21 protein-coding genes and 1 tRNA gene are annotated in these 20,266 nt (G+C 57.6%); 12 read left to right on the top strand and 10 right to left on the bottom strand.

Features of this window, described 5'->3' with window-relative positions; genetic code table 11:
* The first annotated feature begins 93 nt into the window (after positions 1-93).
* The 4 genes from O8B93_RS01775 (at position 94) to O8B93_RS01760 (ending at position 3,634) form a co-directional block, all read left to right on the top strand.
* Positions 94-792 carry an orotate phosphoribosyltransferase gene (locus O8B93_RS01775; protein WP_269708107.1) on the top strand — a complete coding sequence of 233 codons (699 nt, stop codon included), beginning with the start codon at positions 94-96 and terminating at the stop codon, positions 790-792.
* Positions 793-892: 100 nt separating this feature from the next.
* Entirely contained in the window at positions 893-1,819 is a 927-nt protein-coding gene (locus O8B93_RS01770; protein ID WP_269708106.1) for a carbohydrate kinase family protein, read from the top strand.
* A 124-nt stretch (positions 1,820-1,943) separates the two neighbouring features.
* Entirely contained in the window at positions 1,944-2,909 is a 966-nt protein-coding gene (locus tag O8B93_RS01765; protein ID WP_269708105.1) for an acetylxylan esterase, read from the top strand.
* Positions 2,906-3,634 (top strand): esterase family protein, encoded by a 729-nt coding sequence (locus tag O8B93_RS01760; protein ID WP_269708104.1) that lies wholly within the window; start codon positions 2,906-2,908, stop codon positions 3,632-3,634. Before O8B93_RS01765 ends, O8B93_RS01760 begins: the two co-directional genes overlap by 4 nt.
* 15 nt (positions 3,635-3,649) lie before the next feature.
* Here the strand turns inward: O8B93_RS01760 and O8B93_RS01755 are convergent, their stop codons facing one another.
* The 3 genes from O8B93_RS01755 to O8B93_RS01745 form a co-directional block, all read right to left on the bottom strand.
* A complete protein-coding gene (locus O8B93_RS01755) occupies positions 3,650-4,519 on the bottom strand; it encodes an ornithine carbamoyltransferase (RefSeq protein ID WP_269708626.1) in 870 nt (289 codons plus the stop codon).
* Between the two features lie 88 nt (positions 4,520-4,607).
* A complete protein-coding gene (pgi, locus tag O8B93_RS01750) occupies positions 4,608-6,233 on the bottom strand; it encodes a glucose-6-phosphate isomerase (RefSeq protein ID WP_269708102.1) in 1,626 nt (541 codons plus the stop codon).
* Between the two features lie 109 nt (positions 6,234-6,342).
* A complete protein-coding gene (locus O8B93_RS01745; RefSeq protein ID WP_269708101.1) occupies positions 6,343-8,055 on the bottom strand; it encodes a long-chain fatty acid--CoA ligase in 1,713 nt (570 codons plus the stop codon).
* A gap of 358 nt (positions 8,056-8,413) precedes the next feature.
* Between O8B93_RS01745 and O8B93_RS01740 the strand changes: the two genes are divergently transcribed.
* From O8B93_RS01740 to O8B93_RS01715, 6 genes are all read left to right on the top strand, one after another.
* On the top strand, positions 8,414-9,460 hold the full coding sequence (locus O8B93_RS01740; RefSeq protein WP_269708100.1) for an ABC transporter ATP-binding protein: 1,047 nt from the start codon (positions 8,414-8,416) through the stop codon (positions 9,458-9,460).
* Positions 9,461-9,612: 152 nt separating this feature from the next.
* Positions 9,613-10,629: an extracellular solute-binding protein gene (locus tag O8B93_RS01735; protein ID WP_269708099.1), complete on the top strand. Its 1,017-nt coding sequence runs from the start codon at positions 9,613-9,615 to the stop codon at positions 10,627-10,629.
* Positions 10,630-10,701: 72 nt separating this feature from the next.
* The gene (locus O8B93_RS01730; protein WP_269708098.1) at positions 10,702-12,378 is read left to right on the top strand and encodes an ABC transporter permease; all 1,677 of its coding nucleotides are present in this window, start codon (positions 10,702-10,704) and stop codon (positions 12,376-12,378) included.
* Between the two features lie 179 nt (positions 12,379-12,557).
* Complete coding sequence (locus O8B93_RS01725; protein WP_269708097.1) at positions 12,558-14,747, top strand: TonB-dependent siderophore receptor; 2,190 nt, start codon at positions 12,558-12,560, stop codon at positions 14,745-14,747.
* A gap of 110 nt (positions 14,748-14,857) precedes the next feature.
* Positions 14,858-15,739 (top strand): helix-turn-helix transcriptional regulator, encoded by an 882-nt coding sequence (locus tag O8B93_RS01720; RefSeq protein WP_269708096.1) that lies wholly within the window; start codon positions 14,858-14,860, stop codon positions 15,737-15,739.
* A 129-nt stretch (positions 15,740-15,868) separates the two neighbouring features.
* The gene (locus O8B93_RS01715) at positions 15,869-16,261 is read left to right on the top strand and encodes a PRC-barrel domain-containing protein (RefSeq protein ID WP_269708095.1); all 393 of its coding nucleotides are present in this window, start codon (positions 15,869-15,871) and stop codon (positions 16,259-16,261) included.
* 93 nt (positions 16,262-16,354) lie between these two features.
* Here O8B93_RS01715 and O8B93_RS01710 read toward each other — a convergent pair whose 3' ends face one another.
* The 5 genes from O8B93_RS01710 to O8B93_RS01690 all read right to left on the bottom strand — a co-directional run bounded on the left by O8B93_RS01710 (position 16,355) and on the right by O8B93_RS01690 (position 17,927).
* Entirely contained in the window at positions 16,355-16,597 is a 243-nt protein-coding gene (locus tag O8B93_RS01710; protein WP_269708094.1) for a DUF982 domain-containing protein, read from the bottom strand.
* A gap of 119 nt (positions 16,598-16,716) precedes the next feature.
* Positions 16,717-16,869, bottom strand: a complete 153-nt coding sequence (locus tag O8B93_RS01705) for a hypothetical protein (protein ID WP_269708093.1) — start codon at positions 16,867-16,869, stop codon at positions 16,717-16,719.
* A 45-nt stretch (positions 16,870-16,914) separates the two neighbouring features.
* Positions 16,915-17,073: a YqaE/Pmp3 family membrane protein gene (locus O8B93_RS01700; RefSeq protein ID WP_020811433.1), complete on the bottom strand. Its 159-nt coding sequence runs from the start codon at positions 17,071-17,073 to the stop codon at positions 16,915-16,917.
* A gap of 372 nt (positions 17,074-17,445) precedes the next feature.
* On the bottom strand, positions 17,446-17,724 hold the full coding sequence (locus tag O8B93_RS01695; protein ID WP_269708091.1) for a hypothetical protein: 279 nt from the start codon (positions 17,722-17,724) through the stop codon (positions 17,446-17,448).
* A gap of 71 nt (positions 17,725-17,795) precedes the next feature.
* Positions 17,796-17,927: a hypothetical protein gene (locus tag O8B93_RS01690; RefSeq protein WP_269708090.1), complete on the bottom strand. Its 132-nt coding sequence runs from the start codon at positions 17,925-17,927 to the stop codon at positions 17,796-17,798.
* Between the two features lie 218 nt (positions 17,928-18,145).
* On the opposite strand from O8B93_RS01690, the gene O8B93_RS01685 reads away from it, so the two are divergent.
* Positions 18,146-18,463: a helix-turn-helix domain-containing protein gene (locus tag O8B93_RS01685; RefSeq protein WP_269708088.1), complete on the top strand. Its 318-nt coding sequence runs from the start codon at positions 18,146-18,148 to the stop codon at positions 18,461-18,463.
* Positions 18,464-18,562: 99 nt separating this feature from the next.
* Entirely contained in the window at positions 18,563-19,042 is a 480-nt protein-coding gene (locus O8B93_RS01680) for an ImmA/IrrE family metallo-endopeptidase (protein ID WP_269708087.1), read from the top strand.
* 26 nt (positions 19,043-19,068) lie between these two features.
* Here O8B93_RS01680 and O8B93_RS01675 read toward each other — a convergent pair.
* A tRNA-Thr gene (locus tag O8B93_RS01675) sits at positions 19,069-19,144 on the bottom strand.
* A 134-nt stretch (positions 19,145-19,278) separates the two neighbouring features.
* On the bottom strand, positions 19,279-20,241 hold the full coding sequence (locus O8B93_RS01670) for an NAD(P)H-dependent flavin oxidoreductase (protein WP_269708086.1): 963 nt from the start codon (positions 20,239-20,241) through the stop codon (positions 19,279-19,281).
* Positions 20,242-20,266: the final 25 nt, after the last annotated feature.

The raw sequence follows: 20,266 nt of genomic DNA, 5'->3' as shown, positions 1-20,266 counted from the left end.
GGGGTACGAAATACCGAACAAAGACGTCGTGCTTTCCGAACACCGATGCGGGTTTTCGGAGCGATAAACCAAGGCCGAAAAAGGAGAACGCCTATGAACCATTTCACATTCACCGACCGCACAGTCGTCGCGGAACTGGTTGCGAAGATGTTGTGGGAAATCAAGGCGGTCCATTTTAATTCCGAAAGCCCCTATACCTTCGCTTCGGGCATGAAGAGCCCCGTCTACATCGATATGCGCAAGCTCATCTCCTTCCCGCGCGTCCGCTCGGCGGCGATGGATTTCGCGGCAGCAGCAGTGATGCGCGAGGCCGGTTTCGAGAAATTCGACTGTGTGGCCGGTGGTGAGACAGCGGGCATTCCCTTCGCCGCTTTCCTTGCCGAGCGCCTTGGCCTGCCGATGATCTATTGCCGCAAGAAGCCAAAAGGCCACGGCCGCAACGCCCAGATCGAAGGCCATATGCCTGAAGGCGCCCGCGTTCTGGTCATCGAGGATCTGACGACGGCCGGCGGCTCGATGTTCACCTTCATCGACGCCATCCGTGCGGCGGGCGGTATTGTCGATCACGGCATTGCGCTCTTCTATTACGGCATCTTCGAGGAGGCTGAAGCGCGTTTCGCCAACGGCAATGTCAAGCTGCATTACCTGACGACCTGGCGCGATGTTCTGGCGGTCGCCCGTGCTGAAAAACTGTTCGACGAAAAGACCCTTTCGGAGGTCGAGGCCTTCCTCGATAACCCGCTGCCCTGGTCGGCAAAGCACGGCGGTGTCAGCGAATTGCCGCAATCGTGATTTCGGATGTGGCCAGTCCAGCTTGTGGCTGGCCTTCCGATCGATCTTCGTCTAAATCGATTTAAGTTCATTTGATTTTGCTGTTTTGAGGAGGACCGTAATGATCCTGTGTTGTGGTGAAGCCCTGATCGACATGCTGCCCCGGCAGACGACGCTGGGTGAGGCGGGTTTTGCCCCCTATGCAGGCGGAGCGGTCTTCAACACGGCAATTGCGCTGGGGCGTCTCGGCGTTCCCTCGGCGTTTTTCACCGGTCTTTCCGATGACATGATGGGCGATATCCTGCGGGAGACCCTGCGCGCCAGCAAGGTGGACTTCAGCTATTGCGCCACCCTTTCGCGCCCCACCACCATCGCCTTCGTCAAGCTGGTGGATGGCCACGCGACCTATGCCTTTTACGATGAAAACACCGCCGGCCGGATGATCAGCGAGGCCGAGCTTCCGGCACTCGGTGCCGATTGCGAAGCGCTGCATTTCGGCGCTATCAGCCTCATTCCCGAGCCCTGCGGCAGCACCTATGAGGCGCTGATGACGCGCGAGCACCAAAGCCGCGTCATCTCGCTCGATCCGAATATTCGTCCCGGCTTCATCAAGGACAAGCAGTCGCATATGGCCCGCATCCGTCGCATGGCGGCCATGTCTGACATCGTCAAGTTCTCGGATGAGGACCTGGCGTGGTTCGGTCTGGAGGGCGACGAGGATACGCTTGCCCGCCATTGGCTGCACCATGGTGCGAAACTGGTCGTCGTCACCCGTGGCGCCAAGGGTGCCGTGGGTTACACTTCCGGTCTGAAGGTCGAAGTTGCATCTGAACGCGTGGAGGTGGTCGATACGGTCGGTGCGGGCGATACCTTCGACGCCGGCATTCTCGCATCACTGAAAATGCAGGGCCTGCTGACCAAGGCGCAGGTTGCGTCGCTGACCGAAGAGCAGATCAGGAAAGCCCTGTCGCTCGGTGCGAAAGCGGCTGCGGTTACTGTCTCGCGCGCTGGCGCAAATCCGCCTTTCGCGCATGAAATCGGTTTATGAAGGGCACGGTTGAACCATTTTGAAAAGGTGGTTCAACACTCTTCCCGGCGCTAAAGCCGTAAAAAACCGTTATTTCGCGATTCTCAAGCTTGTCTCCGCCGGTTTTTCACGAAACATGCATCGCATGAGCGTTCCCAAAACCCATCCTTTCGATTTCGACCCCACTTATGGCATGCAGCGCGAGCAGTTGCTCGCCATTACCCCGCCGGAAGCGCCTCCGGGGTTTGATGATTTCTGGAAAAAACGCTATCGCCGTGCGCTCGCAACAGATCCGCGACCGGTGTTGCGCAGGAGCAAGTTAACCCATCCCCGCTGGCAGGTCCTCGATCTTTCCTACACATCCACCGACGGTTTCCGTATCGGCGGGTGGCTGCTTTTGCCGCGTGAGGGACAGGTGCGGCGCGGCCTCGTCGTCGGCCATGGTTATGGCGGACGCGGAGAGCCCGATTTCGATGTGCCGATGGAAGAGACAGCCGTGCTGTTTCCCTGTTTTCGTGGGCTTTCGCTCAGCGCCTGCCCGCCGATTTCGTCCGATCCGGCCCTGCATGTCCTCTATAATATCGACCGGAAGGATGACTACATCATCGGCGGTTGCGTCGATGATCTGTGGGTCGCCGTATCGACGCTCGTCAGCCTTTATCCCTGGCTGGAGGGGAAGGTGGGGTATAGCGGCATCAGCTTCGGCGGCGGCATCGGTGCCCTGGCCATTCCTTTCGACGCGCGCATCGACCGCGGTCATCTTGTCGTGCCGACCTTCGGCCATCGGCCATTCTGGTTGACGTTGCCCACCGTTGGCAGTGCGGATGCGGTTCAGACCTATCAGAAGACCCACGCCCATGTGCTCGAGACGTTGCGTCTGTTCGATGCAGCCTGTGCCGCAGCCCGTATAAAAGTGCCGATGCTGGTCGCGCCGGCGCTTTTCGATCCAGCCGTGGCGCCGCCCTGCCAGTTCGCGGTGGCCAATGCTTTGCCGCAATCAAAATTTAATGAAATCTTCATCCTAGACGCGGGCCATTTCGAATACGCTGACAGCGCATCGCAAGATGCGGTCCATAAGGACAAGGTCAGACGGTTTTTCAAGGTGCCATGAAACGCGAATATCTCCGCTGGTATAGTCACAGGCTCCATCGTGACATGGAGCTCCTGATATTCGGTCATGCCGGTGCGAAGGTGCTGATGTTCCCGACACGCGACGGGCGATTTTTCGAATATGAGGAATTGGGCATCGTCGCGAGCCTGTCCGACAAGCTGGAGGCCGGCCACCTCCAGCTTTATTGTATCGAGGGTCTGGCACGGGAAAGTTTTTACGCGGGCCATCACCATCCCGCCGACCGTGTGCGCCGCCACGCCGCACTTGAGGCCTATATTCTCAACGAAGTACTGCCGTTGATGGCCGAGAAAAATCCTGATGGCAGCACCATTGTGCAGGGCTGCAGCCTCGGTGCCTTTCAGGCCGCCAGCCTCGTCTTCCGCCACCCGCATCTCTTCACCAAGCTCGTCGCCTTTTCCGGCCGTTATGATCTGACGATGAAGGTGGAATCCTTCGGCGATCTGTTCGACGGCTATTATGACGACGACGTCTATTTCCACATGCCGAGCCACTTTCTGCCCGGCCTTGCCTGCCCCTTCCGGCTGGAACAGCTGCGCCGCATCGATATGGTCTTCACCATCGGCGATGCCGACCCGTTTCTGGACAACAACCATCATCTGAGCCGCCTGCTTTCAGACAAGCAGGTGGGGCATCAGCTGCATGTCTGGGAAGGGCGTGCCCATCGTGCCGGTGCGTGGCGGAAGATGGCAGCACTTTATATTTGAAGACGCAGCGCCGTCTCAGGTCAAAAGAAATTCCATCAGGGCGTTCTGCGCGTGCAGAAGATAGGCCTTGGCGGCCCGGCTTTGGCAGGCCGGGTGCAGCATGGCGTCTGCCGTTACTTCCTGTCCACGGGTGACCGGCGGGCAGGGCAAAAAGATCGTGCCAGGCCTCATACTGTCGAGAAGGGATGCGGATATGCTAAAATCTGCAAGATCGTGATCCGATCCAGCAGGCCAGGAATCGGTAATGATCACATCCGCATCGAGCAATTCCGTAATGTCGGAGCTTGTCCTGAAGTTTGAATTGGTGAGCGCGGGATCGGAGACATGCCATTGATTGGGATAGACCTGCGTGACCTGAATGGGCAGGGATATCGAGGCCTCTACCCATGAGCGTAGAATATTGGCATCCGGTGCCACACCCACAATTTTGAGGTCATCCATACGGCCCCTTACACTTTTGACGTAGGCCAAATCGCCAAGCGTTTCGCATGGATGATTGGACCTGGTCCGCGCGTTAATGACGGGTGCACTCATCTCGGCTGCAAGTACTCGCAGCGTCGAGAGTTCTTTCGTGCGGACAATCAGCAGGTCGAACCAATTGTCGAGATAGCCCGCCAGATCGACAATGTCTTCGCGGCCATTAAAGTTGATTGGAACGGTGACGCAAATGCCGCCCATCGCCTGTATACCAAGATCGAAGGCTGCGGTATTGCGCCAGCCGGTGTCATCAACGATCAGCCCGACGCGCTTTCCCTTGAGAGTTTGTGGCATGGTGGCCGTCGACCAGTGCCCGGCCAGACTGCCGGCACGGTCCACGATCGATAGGACGGCATCCGAGGGCAGATCATGAAACTCCAGGAAATCCTTTCCCGGCCGGAACGGCATAGCCACCTGCAAAACGACATCTCATCCATGCTGTATTGAAAAAGCCGGAAGTTTCCTTCCGGCTTTCGCAAGATCGTGATGGCTGGGTTTATCCGGCCAGACCCGCCAGCGCCTTCACCAGCCCCTGCGTCGAGCTGTCATGGCCAGCAGCACTTTCCTTGCCTTCGACGACGGGAAGCAGGCCGGTTGCCAGTTCCTTGCCAAGCTCCACGCCCCACTGATCAAAGGAGTTGATGCGGAACAGCACGCCTTCCACGAAAACGCGGTGTTCATAGAGCGCGATCAGCCGGCCAAGTGCAAAAGGCGTCAGCTTGTCATAGACGAAGGTGATGGACGGGCGATTGCCGGTGAAGACGCGGTGCGGCGCGATAAAGTCGGCGAGTTTGTCTTCCATGCCCTTGGAGGTGAGCTGGGCTTTCGCCTCGGCAAGCGTGCGTCCCTTCATCAGCGCTTCCGACTGCGCCAGGCAATTGGCGATGAGAAGCTGGTGCTGATGGCGCAGTTCCGGCTCGAAGCCATTGGCGGCGATCATGAATTCCGCCGGGATGACGCTCGTGCCCTGGTGGATCAGCTGGTAGAAGGCGTGCTGGCCGTTGGTGCCGGGCTCGCCCCAGACAACCGGGCCGGACTGGCCTTCGACCGGGGTGCCGTCGATGGTCACACCCTTGCCGTTCGATTCCATGTCGAGCTGCTGCAGATAGGCCGGGAAGCGCGAAAGACGCTGGTCATAGGGCAGGATCGCGCGTGTCGGATAGTTCAGCACGTTACGGTTATAAAAACCGATGAGGCCGAGCAGCATCGGCAGGTTTTCGCGGATCGGCGCTTCGCGGAAGTGGCGATCCATGGCATGCGCGCCATCCAGGAATTTACCGAAATTGTCCGGTCCGATGGCGATCATCAGTGGCAGGCCGATGGCCGACCAGATCGAATAACGTCCGCCCACCCAGTCCCAGAAACCGAAGATGCGGTCGCTTTCGATACCGAAGGCGGCGACCTTGTCCAGCGCGGTGGAAACGGCGGCGAAGTGGTGCTTGACGGCGCCTTCGCCCAGCTTTTCGGCGATGAAACGGCGCGCGGTGGCGGCATTCGTCATCGTCTCGATGGTGGTGAAGGTCTTCGATGCGATGATAAAGAGCGAAGTTTCCGGATCGAGAAGTTTCAGCGTATCGGCAATATGCGCGCCGTCGATATTCGAGACGAAATGGGCACGCGGGCCGTCATGGAAAGGCGCGAGCGCCAGCGTCGCCATGACCGGGCCGAGATCGGAACCGCCAATGCCGATATTGACGACGTCGGTGATCTTTTTGCCGGTCGCGCCCTTGAGCGAACCGGAGCGGATGGCGTCGGCAAACTTGCCCATGGCCGCCAGCACGGCGTTCACATCGGGCATCACATCCTTGCCATCCACGAGTACAGGCGTGTTGGAACGATTGCGCAGCGCAGTATGCAGCACGGCGCGGTCTTCGGTGAAGTTAATCGCCTTGCCGGAGAACATCTCCTCGCGCTTGGCCTCGACACCGCCTTCGCGTGCGAGCTGTTCGAGAAGCGTGACGATCTCCTCGTTGACGGCGCATTTGGAGTAATCCATCAGCAGGTCATCGAATTTTACGCTGAAACGGCTGAATCTCTTGTCATCGGCCGCAAAAGCGGCGCGAAGATCGGTTGCGGCTGTGCTGCTTGCCGTTGCTTTGAGTTTTTCGATGGTGGCCTGCATCATGTGCTCCTCGGCTTCCGTGGAAGGATGAGGAAACTATTCTTTTTCAGGCGACCAAATCAAGGCGACTTCGATAAGAAAAGAGCCGGTCGCCCGGCTCTCTCTTCGTTCAGTTCAGATTGCGCAATTCGCGCCGCAAAATCTTGCCGACATTCGATTTCGGCAGTTCGGTGCGGAACTCGATGATCTTCGGCCGCTTGTAGTTCGTCAGGTTCTTGGCGCAGAAGGCTTTGAGGTCCGCTTCCGTCAGGGACTGGTCCTTCTTGACGACGAAAAGCTTGACCGTTTCGCCGGAATGTTCGTCCGGAACGCCGATTGCGGCGCATTCCAGCACGCCCGGATGGCTGGCGGCCACTTCTTCCACCTCGTTCGGATAGACGTTGAATCCGGAAACGAGGATCATGTCCTTCTTGCGATCAACGATCTTGGTGTAACCGCGTTCATCCATGAACCCCATGTCGCCCGAGCGGAAGAAGCCGTCTGTCGTCATTGCCTTTGCGGTTTCATCGGGCCGCTGCCAGTAACCGGCCATGACCTGCGGCCCGCGAATGCAAATCTCGCCGACTTCGCCTGTTGGCAGGCTGTTGCCGTCCTCATCGCGAATATCGATTTCCGTCGAGGAGATGGGCAGACCGATGGTGCCGCTGAATTCCGCAGCATCGAGCCGGTTGACGGTGGCGACGGGCGAAGTTTCCGACAGCCCGTAACCTTCGGTGATAGGGCAGCCGACCACGGAAAGCCAGCGTTCGGCCACCGGCCTTTGCACTGCCATGCCACCGCCGAGTACGAAGATGAGCGACGACAGGTCAAGTTTGCGGAACTCTTCATTGTTCATCAACGCATTGAAAAGCGTGGTGAGGCCAGGGAAGATATGCGGCTGATAATGCGAAAGCTCTTTTACGAAGCCGGGAATGTCGCGCGGATTGGCGATCAGCAGATTATGGCCGCCGAGCGCAATGCCCATCAGTGAATTCACCGTCAGTGCGAAGATATGGTAGAGCGGCAGCGCGCAGATGAAGTTGAGAACCTCGGGGTGGTCCTTGCGGCCGCTGAAGGCAGCGTCCAGCCACAGGCTGATCTGCGCCTTGTTGGCGAGAAGATTGGCATGGGTGAGGATCGCGCCCTTGGATACGCCCGTCGTCCCACCGGTATATTGCAGGAAGGCGATGTCCTGCGCCGTGAGGCCGGCGGGCTTCAGGGAAACCCCCTGGCCTTCCTTCAGCATGGACTTGAAGCTGATCGAGCCGGGAATGGCATAGGCCGGCACCAGCTTCTTGACCTTGCGAACCACCAGATTGACGATATGCCCCTTGAGGCCGAGAAGATCGCCCATCGCCGCGACCACCACATGCCGGACGGCGGTTTTCGGTACAGCCTGCTGCGCCACATGGGCGAAGTTCTCCAGAACGAATAGTGCTTTCGCGCCGGAGTCCTTGAGCTGATGCTCGAGTTCGCGCGGGGTATAGAGCGGGTTGACGTTGACCACGACCATGCCCGCCCGCAGAATTCCATAAACCGCGACGGGATTTTGCAGGATGTTCGGCATCATCACCGCAACCCGGTCGCCTTTTTCCAGTCCTCTGGATTGCAGCCAGGCGGCGACCGCGCGGGTGTCAGCGTCGAGTTCCCGGTAGGTCAGGGATTTTCCCATGCTGGAAAAAGCCTTGCGGTCGGCAAATTGCTTGCAGCTCTTTTCGAGAAGGTGGACGAGGGAGGCGTTTGCCGAGGCGGGGATCTCTGAAGGCACGCCCGGCGGATAGGATGCCAGCCAACGCTTGGCAACACCGACATTTTCCGGATGTCCCAGGGACAATTCACTCATGCTGCTCCTCCCAGAGTCTTTGTCGCGCCGCGCGTTCCATGAAACGCGAAGAGGCGCTTTGTGCTGCCTGATAGTCACGAGGCTCCAGCATCAACCGGCATATGCGACCGGGGTTGAGGGAACCTCATGTGGCGTCACCGGATCGACCGCTCCTCTCGCTCCCCGGTAACGAATGATAGACGCGTAATTCCTTGACGTCCATCACATCGGCAAAGCCTATTTAACTCTAACGTAAACGTCAATATTGCTGCCGCACATCTCGCAACGTCGTGAATGGAAACCGTATCCGGCGCAGTTTTTTGACTTTAATCCTGATTTGAGCGATCAACATAATTCGCAAAGCAGGGCAGGATTGGAAATGGCAGGCAGCGCAGCGCTTGAACTGAAATCGGTTGGAAAAAGATTCGGCCATACGGATGTTCTGTCCGATATCGATCTTGCCGTTGAACGTGGCGAAATTATTTGTCTGGTGGGACGCTCCGGCTGTGGAAAATCGACTTTGCTGCGCATTGTGGCCGGCGTGGAAACGCCGGATCGCGGCAGCGTGTCCCTCAATGGCAATGTTGTTGCCGGGCCGGCTGCCTTTGTCGAACCGGAAAAGCGCAATATCGGTTTCGTTTTTCAGGATTATGCGCTGTTCCCGCATCTGACCGTGGAGCAGAATGTCCTGTTCGGTCTCCGGTCACTGCCGAAGGCGGAGGCGCGTCGCCGTGCCGTGGAAATGATCGAGCATGTCCATCTGCAGGAGCTGGCCAAACGTTATCCGCATACGCTTTCGGGCGGGGAGCAGCAGCGCGTGGCACTTGCCCGCGCACTCGCCCCACAGCCCGGCCTGCTGCTGATGGATGAACCCTTTTCCAATCTGGACCGTGGATTGCGCGACAATGTGCGTGAGGAAACGCTCGGCCTTCTGCGGCAACTGGGCACTACCGCGATCATGGTCACCCATGACCCGGAAGAGGCACTATCGGCAGGTGACCGTGTGGTGCTGATGCAGCGTGGGCGCATCGTCCAGAGCGGCACGGGTTACGAAATCCACGACAATCCCAAAACCCGCTATGCCGCCGATTTTTTCTGCGCCTTCAACAAGATCGAAGGCCGGGTGAAACAGGGCCGTGTCGAAACGCCGCTTGGGCTGCTGGGCGATGCATCCGATCTGCCTGACGGTCTCGCCGCGATCGCCTATGTTCGTCCGAATGCGATTTCGATCATCGAGGATGGCACCGCCAGAGAAGGCATTGCCGGCGAAATATCGAGCCGGGTCTTTCTCGGCGAGATCGAGCAGCTTGGCATTGCCGTGCCGGGACTGCCCGCCGACCTCCGTGTCAGGACGATGCAGCGCACGGCCAAAACCAAAGCCGTGCGGTTCGGCATCGATCCCAAGGGGGTGCTGATATTTACCTGAAGTTGAATAAGGGTATTTGCATGTTTATTTCGGCCCTGTTTTCAACTCTTGGTGACCAAATACGTACGAAAATCGAAGAAATAAAACTTGATTTACACCGTCATGTATGATGTTTGCTCCCCTATTGCCGCTATCGGAGAGGGAGATACTCTATGACGAAATTTACTCGATTTGCCCTGCTTGCCAGCACGGTTACCTTTGCCGCCGGAACGGTGAGCGCCGCTGAGCTCAACATCTACACAACCCGCGAGCCGGGCCTGATCCAGCCGCTGCTGGAATCCTTCACCGCTTCGAGCGGCGTCAAGGTCAACACCGTGTTCCTCAAGGACGGTCTGGCTGAGCGCGTTCTGAGCGAGGGCGCCAGTTCCCCTGCCGACGTTCTGATGACTGTCGATGCTGGTAATCTCGTTGATCTCGCCGAAAAGGGTGTAACCCAGGCGGTCGAATCCGAGACCCTGACCAAGGCTGTTCCCGCTGAGCTTCGCGATGCAAAGGGCCACTGGTTTGCGCTCTCGATGCGCGCCCGCGTTCTTTATGCGGCGAAGGACGTCGATCTCGCTTCCTTCAATTATGAGGATCTGGCGGATGCGAAGTGGAAGGGCAAGGTCTGCATTCGCGCCGGCCAGCATCCCTATAACACGGCGCTGTTTGCCGACTACATTGCCCATTACGGCGCGGCTGACACCGAAAAGTGGCTTGCCGGCGTCAAGGAAAACCTTGCCCGCAAGGCCGGCGGCGGCGACCGTGACGTTGCCAAGGATATTCTTGGCGGCATTTGCGATATCGGCATTGCCAACTCCTATTATGTCGGCCTGATGCGTTCGGGCAAGGGCGGCGAGGAGCAGGTGAAGTGGGGCGATGCTATCAAGGTGGTTCTACCGACCTTCAAGAATGGCGGCACCCAGGTCAATATCAGCGGTGCGGCCGTGGCCAAGAATGCGCCGAACAAGGCGGAAGCCGTCAAGCTTCTGGAATATCTCGTCTCTGACGAAGCCCAGAAGATCTATGCCGAAGCCAACTACGAATATCCGGTCAAGCAGGGTGCGGCTCTCAACGAGATCGTCGCTTCCTTCGGCACACTGAAGATCGACAACAAGCCGCTCACGGAAATCGTGTCGCATCGCAAGCAGGCGAGCGAACTGGTCGACAAGGTCGGTTTCGACAAGTAAGGCCAGTCGACGATAACAAGGTGGAAGGCGTTCGCACACGCGGACGCCTTTCCGCGTATTTTCCAGAAGCACATGAACCCAGACACCATCCAGCCATTGACCCATCCGGCGAGAGCCAGGTTTTCCTCCACCTTCTGGTGGCTGGGCCTTTCTTTGCTGGCGGTCTGTGGTGCCATGGTGCCGGTTCTGGCGCTTGTTTCGCAGGCGGTGCAGGGCTCGGAAGGCCTGTGGGATCATCTCGGCGCGACCGTGCTCTGGACGGCTCTGCCGGATACGGCCATCCTTCTTGCCGGCGTCGGGCTGCTGGCCGGTGTGGTCGGAACCTCGGCCGCGTGGCTGGTCACCGCCTATGATTTTCCCGGGCGCAGAGTGCTTGAATGGGCGCTGCTGCTACCGCTGGCCATGCCCACCTATATCGTCGCTTACGCCTATCTCGATATTCTGCATCCGATCGGGCCGGTGCAGGGTGCGATACGGTGGCTGCTCGGTTATTCCAGCCCGCGCGAATTCCGGCTGCCGGACATAAGATCGACCGCAGGCTGCATTGTCCTTCTCGGCTTCGTGTTGTTCCCCTATGTCTATATTCCCGTGCGCGCCATGTTCCTGACGCAGGCGGGCAACCTGCTGGAAGTGGCCCGCACGCTCGGCGTTTCCCGGCGTGCGGCTTTTTTCAAGGTGGCGGTGCCCTTGGCGCGTCCGGCAATCGCCGTCGGCGTCAGTCTCGCGCTGATGGAGGCGCTGAACGATATCGGCGCTTCGGAATTTTTGGGCGTGCGCACCCTCACGGTTTCGGTCTACACCACCTGGGTCACGAAATCGGACCTGCCGGGTGCGGCGCAGATCGCGCTTTCCATGCTGTTCATCGTCGTCGCCCTCGTGGCGCTGGAGCGCTGGGCGCGGCGCAAGCAGCGTTATTCGGTTTCCGCGCAGAAAAGCAGGGAGCTGGAGCCGCTGCGGCTGACAGGCCTCAAGGGCTGGATCGCCTTTACGCTCGGCAGCCTGCCGGTCCTGATCGGCTTCGTGGCGCCTGCGAGTTATCTCGTCATCGAGGCATGGAAGCGGTTCCGTTTCAGTGGTCTGTCGGCCCGTTTTGCCGATGAGGCCGTGAACACCATCGTCTTTGCCGGTCTGGCGACGCTGATCACCCTGATCCTCGGCCTTGCGGTCGCTTATGCCATGCGCCTTGCGCCGGGGCGTCTGTCGCTCTGGTCTTACCGCCTCTCGACGGTCGGTTATGCGGCCCCCGGAACGGTCATCGCCATCGGCGTGCTGATCGCGCTTGGCGGTTTCGATCGTTTTGTCGATCAGACCATGCGTGACTGGTTCGGCATTTCCACCGGCCTCATCTTCATCGGCAGTGGCGCGGCCCTCATCTATGCCTATTCCGCCCGTTTCCTCACCATTGCCGCGGGCGGTGTCGATGCGGGGCTCAGCCGCATCCCGCAATCCTTCGATCATGCATCGCGCACGCTGGGGCGATCCGCGACACAGACCTTCCGTCAGATTCACCTGCCGCTTTCCAAGGCGTCGCTTGCGGCGGCGGCGCTGCTGATCTTCGTCGATTGCGTCAAGGAACTTCCTGCGACACTTCTCCTTCGCCCGCTCAATTTCGAAACCTTCGCCACCCATCTTTATGGCGAAGCGGCGCGCGGCACCTATGAGGAGGCGTCTATCGCAGCACTGGCGATCGTCGTCATCGGCATGCTTCCCGTGGTGCTGCTTGCGAGGATCGGCCGGCGCAAGGGCTGATATCCGCGCCCTGCCTCACAAATGACGGGTCTGAAACTGTGCGAGAAGCCAATAAGCTTCAAATCCACGCCGAAAACGACAAGCATCCCGCCTTAATCCTGATGTAAACACTCATCTTAATTGAGGCGCTGCGGCCTGTCGGATATGGACATTGGCCGCGATCTGTTTCGGGGCATATCTTGAAAAATTTGCATGGGATGTTTTTGAGCCGTCTGGCTTTGGGAACGGCTGTCGTTGTTCTGATGGGGCCTGTGATGGGCCACGCACAGGAAACGACCGTTCTGAAGCAGATTACCGTTGAAGGACAGGGCGCGGAAAACGCGACAGGACCGGTCCGGGGTTATGTCGCCAAGAAAAGTGCGACGGGTTCGAAAACCGAGACGGAAACGAAAGACATTCCCCAGTCCGTATCGGTCGTCGGCCGCAAGGAAATGGACGACCGCGGTGCGGTGACCAAAATCGACGAGGTGCTGCGTTATACGCCCGGCGTGACGGCGGAACCCTTCGGCACAGACCCGGATACGGACTGGTTTTACATCCGTGGTTTCCAGGCAACCCAGACTGGCGTGTTCCTGGATGGGCTGAACCTGTTCAGCTATGGTTTCGGCGGTTTCCAGATGGATGCCTATGGTCTGGAGCGGGTGGAGATTCTCAAAGGGCCCGCCTCGGTGCTCTATGGCGGAGCCAATCCCGGCGGCATCGTGCAGATGGTCCGCAAACACACGCAGGATGAACCGGTCCGCGAAACGGAAATCGGCATCAACAATTTCGGCAATGCCTTCTTCGGTTTCGATCTCGGCGACAAGGTTGATGAGCAGGGCGTGTGGAAATATCGCGTCACCGGCAAGGTCTCGGGCGGCGACAATTACACCGACTATTCCGAGGATCTGCGCGGTTTCATCATGCCGCAGATCACCTTCGAGCCGGATGCGCAGACGAGCGCCACGCTCTACGGTTATTTCTCGGCACTCGATCAGGTCCATGTCGGCAACGGTTTCCTGCCCTATGTCGGCACCGTGGTCGACGCACCCTTCGGCAAGCTTGACCGCAAGGCCTTTTATGGCGAACCGGACATCGATAATGGCCGTGTCTATCAGTCGATGGTGGGCTACGACGTCAGCCACGAATTCGACAATGGCTGGAAGATCAGCCAGAATGCCCGTTACGGCCATCTCTACAAGCACGAGACCGGGCCCTATCCGGGCGGCTGGGCGAATGCTGATGCCAACGGCCAGCCGATCCTCGATCCCACCACCAACGACTATATGTTGACCCGCTTCGGTTATGACGGTGTGTCGAAGGTCGACAACTTCGGCGTCGACAACCGCGTCGAAGGCCAGTTCGATACAGGCGCGGTGAGCCATTCACTGCTGTTCGGCCTCGACTACAAATATTACCGGCTGGATCAGGTGCAGGCCTGCTGCGGATCGAATGCGATCGGCGCGCTGAAGCCGGTCTATGGCTCGACGCAGGGAACGAACTTCGTTTATGCCGACAATATCGTCACCCAGCAGCAGATCGGTATCTATGCCCAGGATCAGCTGCGGTTTGGTGATGGCTGGCTGGTCACGCTGAATGGCCGTTATGACTATGTCGATACCGAACTGAACAACCGGCTGCCGGCGGGTGTTTCCCGCCGCTCCAATGATGACGCGCTGAGCGGCCGCGCCGGTCTGGCTTATGAGTTCGACAATGGCCTGACCCCTTATGTTTCGGCCGCCACCTTCTTCAATCCGCTGATCGATACGCTCGCCGACGGCACCCCTGCCTCCCCGGAGGAAGGGCACCAGTTCGAGGCCGGTATCAAATACGAGCCGAGCTTCTTCGACGGCAGCATCACGGCTTCCGTCTTCAAGCTGGTCAAGGACAATGCCATCGTTTCCTATACGGCGGGCGGCGTGACCACGAGCGGTCAGTTCGGGCAGATGGAGTCCACCGGTTTCGAGCTGGAAGCCAAGGCCAATCTCGATGAGAACTGGAAGGCGCTCGCCTCCTATTCCTATACTGATCTCGATATCACCAAGGATGCCAATCCCAACCTGATCGGCAAATCGCCGTGGATCGTGCCCGCTCACACCGCGTCGCTATGGGTAGACTACGCTTTCACCGATCAGACATTTGAAGGCCTCAGCATTGGCGGCGGCGTGCGTTATCAGGGCAAGTCCTGGGCGGATGCGGCAAACACGCTGCGTGTTCCAGACGCTGCGGTCTTCGATGCCGCGATCCGCTACCAGAAGAACGACTGGACGGCCTCAGTCAACGTCGCGAATGTCTTCGACAAGGAATATGTCAAGAGCTGCGCCGGCGTCTCCGTCTGCGGCTGGGGCGATAGTCGCACCATCACCCTCAAGCTTTCCAAGAAGTGGTGAGGCAGGGCCAACGGCCGACCAGTTGCGGAAAATGAGGTTTACCACTATAAACATGAATAGATTTATCATGTTTATAGTAGCGCCGTGGCGCTTTGCGGGATTGAGAGGCCATGGCTTTCCGCGTGCGGATGGAAAATGAGATCGAGGGTTTCGCCGTTACCGGCGGCCCGCGCTCAAGGGTGTGGAACGGCATCGTTGCCGATCTCTGGGATGTGCGCTGCGCGCCAAAGGCGGGTGGCCGTTATGTCGGCAAGGATCCGCGTTTCGTTTTCCTGCTCGATATGGATGGGAAGGATGACGGCCGGTTCATGATGAACCGCTGCCGCCGCGACAATTGCGGTTCGTCCAAGGCGAACCGGATTTCCTTCGTGCCCGCCGATATCAAAGTGCATGCCGAACTCAGCAATGTCTCCTTCGTGCGCCATCTCGATCTGCATTTCGATGCGGGGTTGCTGGGTGCGCGGCTGGTGCAGGGCTTCGATCCGCACGCGCTTCTCGATCCGCATCTGATGTTCGAGGATGAACGCCTGCTGGCGCTCGCGCGGCTGATCGCTGCGGAATGCGATAATCCCGATCCGCTGCATGACCTCTACGGCGAAAGCCTCGTGCTGGCGCTGTTGACGGATTTCCTCAAGGTGAAACGGGAACCGGTGAGGAAACGCAGCAAGCTTGCCGCCTGGCAATTGCGGGCGGCGACCGATTACATCCGTCAACATTGCCTGCGGTCGATCCGGCTGGAGGAGCTGGCGGAACTCACCAACCTGTCGCAATCCCATTTCAGCCACGCCTTCAAGGCGTCAACCGGTGTGCCGCCGCACCAATGGCAGATGCAGGCACGCATCGATCGCGTCAAGGAACTGATGATGCGGCCGGACATGGCACTGACCGATATCGCCATCGCCGCCGGTTTTTCGGATCAGGCGCATTTTTCCCGCGTCTTCCGCAAAATGGTCGGCGTTTCCCCTTCCGTCTGGCAGAAAATCCGCCAATAGGCGTCGTTTCGTTCCATCCTGCTTCAAAAAAATTCCGGGCGTGGAGCCGGAAACCCTTCGGAACGATTTGTTGGGTGCCGGGGTTTACCAGCTGTGACACCAACGAAGAAATTGATGGAGGAAACTATCATGTTGCATCAGGAACCCCGCGCCGGACAGGATCCCTATGTCAAGGACACACCGAGCCTCATCGCCAGCGACAAGGTGGAAGGCACCCGCGTTTATGGTGCCGATGGCAAGCATATCGGTTCGATCCAGCGCATCATTCTGGAAAAACGCGGCGGTCGTGTCGCTTATGCCGTGCTGAGCTTCGGCGGCTTCCTGGGTATAGGTGACGACTATTACCCGCTGCCCTGGGAAAAGCTTCACTATGACGAGGAAGTCGACGGTTATCGTATCGATCTGACCAAGCAACAGATCGAAAACGCGCCGCACTTCACCAATCTCGATGATGACGACCTGCTCTACGCCAAGGACCGCAAGGTCTACGACTATTACGGCGTTGCACCCTATTGGATGTAAAGGTCTGGACAGGCGCGTCCGGCCATTCGATCATCGGAAGCGCCAACCGTAAAAGAACGGCTCCCTTTTGGGAGCCGTTTTCTTTTAGACCTGTCAGTGCGGGTTTTTCTGCATCTCGGAAACCGCGTCGGTGAAGCATTTGCGCGCTTCCTCGGGCGACTTGCGTCCGTCAAGGGCGGCGCGGCAGGCGCTTCTGGCTTTCACGAAGCTCAATCCGCCAATCTTGGGCCAGCCTTCGGTCAACAATGTCAGCGCTTCAAAGGGGCCGGCGATGACACTCTTGCCATTCGCCTCAAGATTGACCTCGACAGGTTCTGTCCATCTCTCGTTCTTCATCGTGCACCTCCCAGAGCAACGCGATCCCGAAATACACCCGACAGCGAAGCAACCCATGAATGCAGTCGTGTGTCACTGTTGCTTAGGATATGCGCAAGCAATCGAATTGACAACGGGGATCAACGAAAGCCGAAAAACGACAGGATCGCGAGAACGATGACGACGAGGCCGACGATGTAGATGATCTGGTTCATGATTTTCTCCTTGGCTATGTCATCACCATAACGTGAAGGAGAAGGTGAGGTTCCAGAAGCTATTGAGAATTTAGTCACGTACTAAAATGTTGCGGACGTCCCATCCCGGATGAAAGGCAGATGTCACCTGCGCAGGATCACCCAGATGGCGTGAATGATGCCGGGGACATAGCCGCACAGCGTCAGAAGAATATTCAGCCAGAAATGCAGCCCGAGGCCGACCTGAAGAAACACGCCAACGGGTGGAAGGATGATGGCGATGAGAATACGAATGACGTCCACGATGATTGGCTTTCCAGTTTGCGATAGCTCTGGGACCAACGTTGGAGGGGCAGTTTGGTTGCGCCGACCTCTAACAGACGTGCGGCAGACGCAACTCTATTTTAATTGATTGTATATTCACGCCAAGGAATCCTATGGATTGGAACCGAAGACATAAACTTGGCAATGTCGGGGCGTCCATAATAAGTCGGCCGACCACGGCTGTCTTGGGCCATAAGAACGACAGGGACACCGAATACGGGCATAAAACCTTCGATAGCACTTGCGGCTTCAGAGCGGTTTTGTACCACATATGGTTTAACAACTACGACTGCAAAGGTCTGGCCTTGCTCGCGAATAACTGCTCCTTGAATTCTCATCCTCGCCCCCATTTTATGCGGCCATTTTGAGACTGCGACTATTAATCCAGTCCCAAGCTTCCTGCGGCAGCCACCCTTCATAATCGCAAGTTACGCCGACTACGAGGAAGAAGTCGTTCTTGTCGACGTGTGGCTCAAGCCTGCTCCAGACACCTCGTGCATTTAGGTTCGTGTCGACGAGCCAAGTTGATCCAAGATAGTGCCACCAATCCCCACATTTCTTGATGGCATCATGTAGTGCGTCGTAATTCTGACCAGGATGCTTCAGGTCGTAGTTGATTGCATAAATCACTGTTGGTCTCCTGAGCTGATTGAGCTTAAGAGTGGCGGGCCGAAGGTTTGCGGCCCGCCACGACGCGTACCTCATTTTTTATTGGGACGCTGCGTGAGAGCCGAAGCTGCAGCGGATTTGGCAGCTTTGCTCGAATTGGGGTTGCTGAGCACTTTCGCAGCTGCCGAAGCTGCTTTTGCACTTGTGACTTCCTTATTTGCCATCTTTTTCACTCCGTTCCGTGTTTTCTAAATTGGCTTTTCAGTTTGCTTCGCACGCGGCGCCCTCTCTAAATTATTGCAGGGCGCCTTTAGTCCTTGACCGACCGAATCAGGAGTGATTCATTAAGTGTGTCTCAGACTGGTACAAGCTATCGATTCGATCGCCTTCTGTCCAGTGCGAGAAACACTAATTCCAGAATCTGAAACACAAGGGGAGCTAAATGAAGATCGAAGACCTCGCCGGTCTCGTCCAAAAGAAGAAAGGCAGTATGGGTGTCCGGGCGACAGCTACAGAAATTGGAATCAGCCCTACAACGCTCTCAAGAATCGAACGCGGACATATCCCCGATATGGGGACCTTGGAAAAAATATGTGCTTGGCTTGAAGAAGATATGGAAAAATTCACCGGTATCGGTGGATTACAGATAGCATTTAAGAAGAATCAGGCAATATCTCCTGAAACTGCAAAGTCCTTGGCGGTTCTAATTGAACTTGCGAGTACGCAATTTGCCAAGAAGATAGAAGTGGAAGGGCATTAGGTGCTGCGACGTGGGTTCAAGTCACAGTGTGAGCGCAGGGCTGCAGAGATTAGAAAATCTCTAGGTCTTGCTCCTGACGAACCGCTACGTGGCATTGATTTGGCGCGTCAGTTTAATGCAACTGTATGGGATGAACGTGATATCTTAGGATTGCCAGATATCGATTTAAAACAACTCACTGTCAACGATGCGCAGAGTTGGTCAGCTTTCACACTTCGGATCAACCAATATCACCTTATCCTTTTTAACTCGTCGCAGAGCGCGCCGCGAATAAACAGCGTTATCATGCATGAGTTGGCTCATATAGCTCTTGGTCATGAACTACACTCTGCGAGTTTGTCGGATGATGGCCATTTAGTGCCTTCGAATTATAGCCAAGATCAAGAAGACGAAGCCGATTGGCTAGGAGGGACTTTACTTTTGCCCCGTCCCGCACTGCTCAAGATTAGAAGAGAAGGACTGAGTGAAGCGGCCGCTATGGCCAAATTCCAAGCTAGCAAAGAAATGCTGACATGGCGCTTTCGGATGACAGGTGTCGATTCTCAGCTTGGATATGGACGGCAACGAGTAATAGTATAAGAGTGCCTAGTTTTAACTAGAAAAAATGGTGCCGCTTACGTGACTCGAACACGTGACCCCGTCATTACGAATGACGTGCTCTACCAACTGAGCTAAAGCGGCCCGATTGTGACCCGCTTGTTGCGGATCAGCTTCATGGCGGGCTGATACAGGCAATGCTGACGGATTTCAAGCCTTGAATGTACTGGTTTTGAAATTTCCGCAAAAAGCTTTGCCTGTCCATTGTTTACAAGGCGTCAGGCCTTTGTGCAGATCCGGCCTTTCGCTGCTTCATATTCGCCTGCCAGTCGATCGACGAGTGCGGCCACCGGTTCCACCGCTTTGATAGCGCCGATGCCCTGGCCCGCGCCCCATATGTCCTTCCAGGCCTTGGCACCGCCGGTGGCGGTCTCAAAATCCATTTTTGAAGGGTCGGCTTCGGGCAGGTTGTCGGGGTCCATGCCGGAGGCGACGATTGAGCTTTTCAGATAGTTGCCGTGCACGCCGGTGAAATAGTTCGAATAGACGATGTCCTTCGCCTGTGCATCGACGAGCGCCTGTTTATAACCGTCGGAGGCGCGCGCCTCTTCGGTGGCGATGAAGGGGGAGCCGATATAGGCCATGTCAGCACCCATGGCCTGCGCCGCGAGGATGGAGCCGCCATTGGCGATGGCCCCGGCCAGAAGCAGCGGGCCGTCGAACCATTCGCGGATCTCCTGAACGAGGGCGAAGGGCGAAAGCGTGCCCGCATGTCCGCCCGCACCTGCCGCCACCGCGATCAGCCCGTCGGCGCCCTTGCGGATGGCGGAGCGGGCGTGGCGATCGTTGATGACGTCGTGCAGCACGATACCGCCATAGGAATGCACGGCTGCATTGACCTCCGGCACGGCGCCCAGCGACGAAATCACCACCGGCACCTTGTATTTTACGCAAAGGCCGAGATCGTGTTCCAGCCGGCGATTGGACATATGCACGATCTGGTTGACCGCGAAGGGTGCCGCCGGACGCTCGGGATTGGCCCTGTTATGCGCGGCAAGCTCTTCGGTGATCATCGCCAGCCATTCGTCGAGCTGGCTTTCAGGCCGCGCGTTCAATGCCGGGAAAGCGCCGATGACGCCGGCCTTGCATTGCGCCAGCGTCAGTTGCGGATGCGAAATGATGAATAGCGGTGATGCTATGACCGGAAGACGCAGATTGTCTTTCAGCACGGACGGCAGCATGTCTCCTCCCACGGATTACGTTTAC

Source organism: Martinezella rhizogenes (assembly GCF_027460065.1).
Lineage (GTDB): Bacteria > Pseudomonadota > Alphaproteobacteria > Rhizobiales > Rhizobiaceae > Agrobacterium > Agrobacterium rhizogenes_C.
The sequence above is the reverse complement of the archived record's forward strand: the minus strand, read 5'-3'. Positions and strand labels throughout refer to the sequence as shown.

What these genes read in the sequence shown, in the direction of transcription:
- O8B93_RS01775 (WP_269708107.1), top strand. Translation starts at nt 94, where the DNA reads ATGAACCATTTCACATTCACCGACCGCACAGTCGTCGCGGAACTGGTT.
- O8B93_RS01770 (WP_269708106.1), top strand. Translation starts at nt 893, where the DNA reads ATGATCCTGTGTTGTGGTGAAGCCCTGATCGACATGCTGCCCCGGCAG.
- O8B93_RS01765 (WP_269708105.1), top strand. Translation starts at nt 1,944, where the DNA reads ATGAGCGTTCCCAAAACCCATCCTTTCGATTTCGACCCCACTTATGGC.
- O8B93_RS01760 (WP_269708104.1), top strand. Translation starts at nt 2,906, where the DNA reads ATGAAACGCGAATATCTCCGCTGGTATAGTCACAGGCTCCATCGTGAC.
- O8B93_RS01755 (WP_269708626.1), bottom strand. Translation starts at nt 4,519, where the DNA reads ATGCCGTTCCGGCCGGGAAAGGATTTCCTGGAGTTTCATGATCTGCCC.
- pgi (WP_269708102.1), bottom strand. Translation starts at nt 6,233, where the DNA reads ATGCAGGCCACCATCGAAAAACTCAAAGCAACGGCAAGCAGCACAGCC.
- O8B93_RS01745 (WP_269708101.1), bottom strand. Translation starts at nt 8,055, where the DNA reads ATGAGTGAATTGTCCCTGGGACATCCGGAAAATGTCGGTGTTGCCAAG.
- O8B93_RS01740 (WP_269708100.1), top strand. Translation starts at nt 8,414, where the DNA reads ATGGCAGGCAGCGCAGCGCTTGAACTGAAATCGGTTGGAAAAAGATTC.
- O8B93_RS01735 (WP_269708099.1), top strand. Translation starts at nt 9,613, where the DNA reads ATGACGAAATTTACTCGATTTGCCCTGCTTGCCAGCACGGTTACCTTT.
- O8B93_RS01730 (WP_269708098.1), top strand. Translation starts at nt 10,702, where the DNA reads ATGAACCCAGACACCATCCAGCCATTGACCCATCCGGCGAGAGCCAGG.
- O8B93_RS01720 (WP_269708096.1), top strand. Translation starts at nt 14,858, where the DNA reads ATGGCTTTCCGCGTGCGGATGGAAAATGAGATCGAGGGTTTCGCCGTT.
- O8B93_RS01715 (WP_269708095.1), top strand. Translation starts at nt 15,869, where the DNA reads ATGTTGCATCAGGAACCCCGCGCCGGACAGGATCCCTATGTCAAGGAC.
- O8B93_RS01710 (WP_269708094.1), bottom strand. Translation starts at nt 16,597, where the DNA reads ATGAAGAACGAGAGATGGACAGAACCTGTCGAGGTCAATCTTGAGGCG.
- O8B93_RS01690 (WP_269708090.1), bottom strand. Translation starts at nt 17,927, where the DNA reads ATGGCAAATAAGGAAGTCACAAGTGCAAAAGCAGCTTCGGCAGCTGCG.
- O8B93_RS01685 (WP_269708088.1), top strand. Translation starts at nt 18,146, where the DNA reads ATGAAGATCGAAGACCTCGCCGGTCTCGTCCAAAAGAAGAAAGGCAGT.
- O8B93_RS01670 (WP_269708086.1), bottom strand. Translation starts at nt 20,241, where the DNA reads ATGCTGCCGTCCGTGCTGAAAGACAATCTGCGTCTTCCGGTCATAGCA.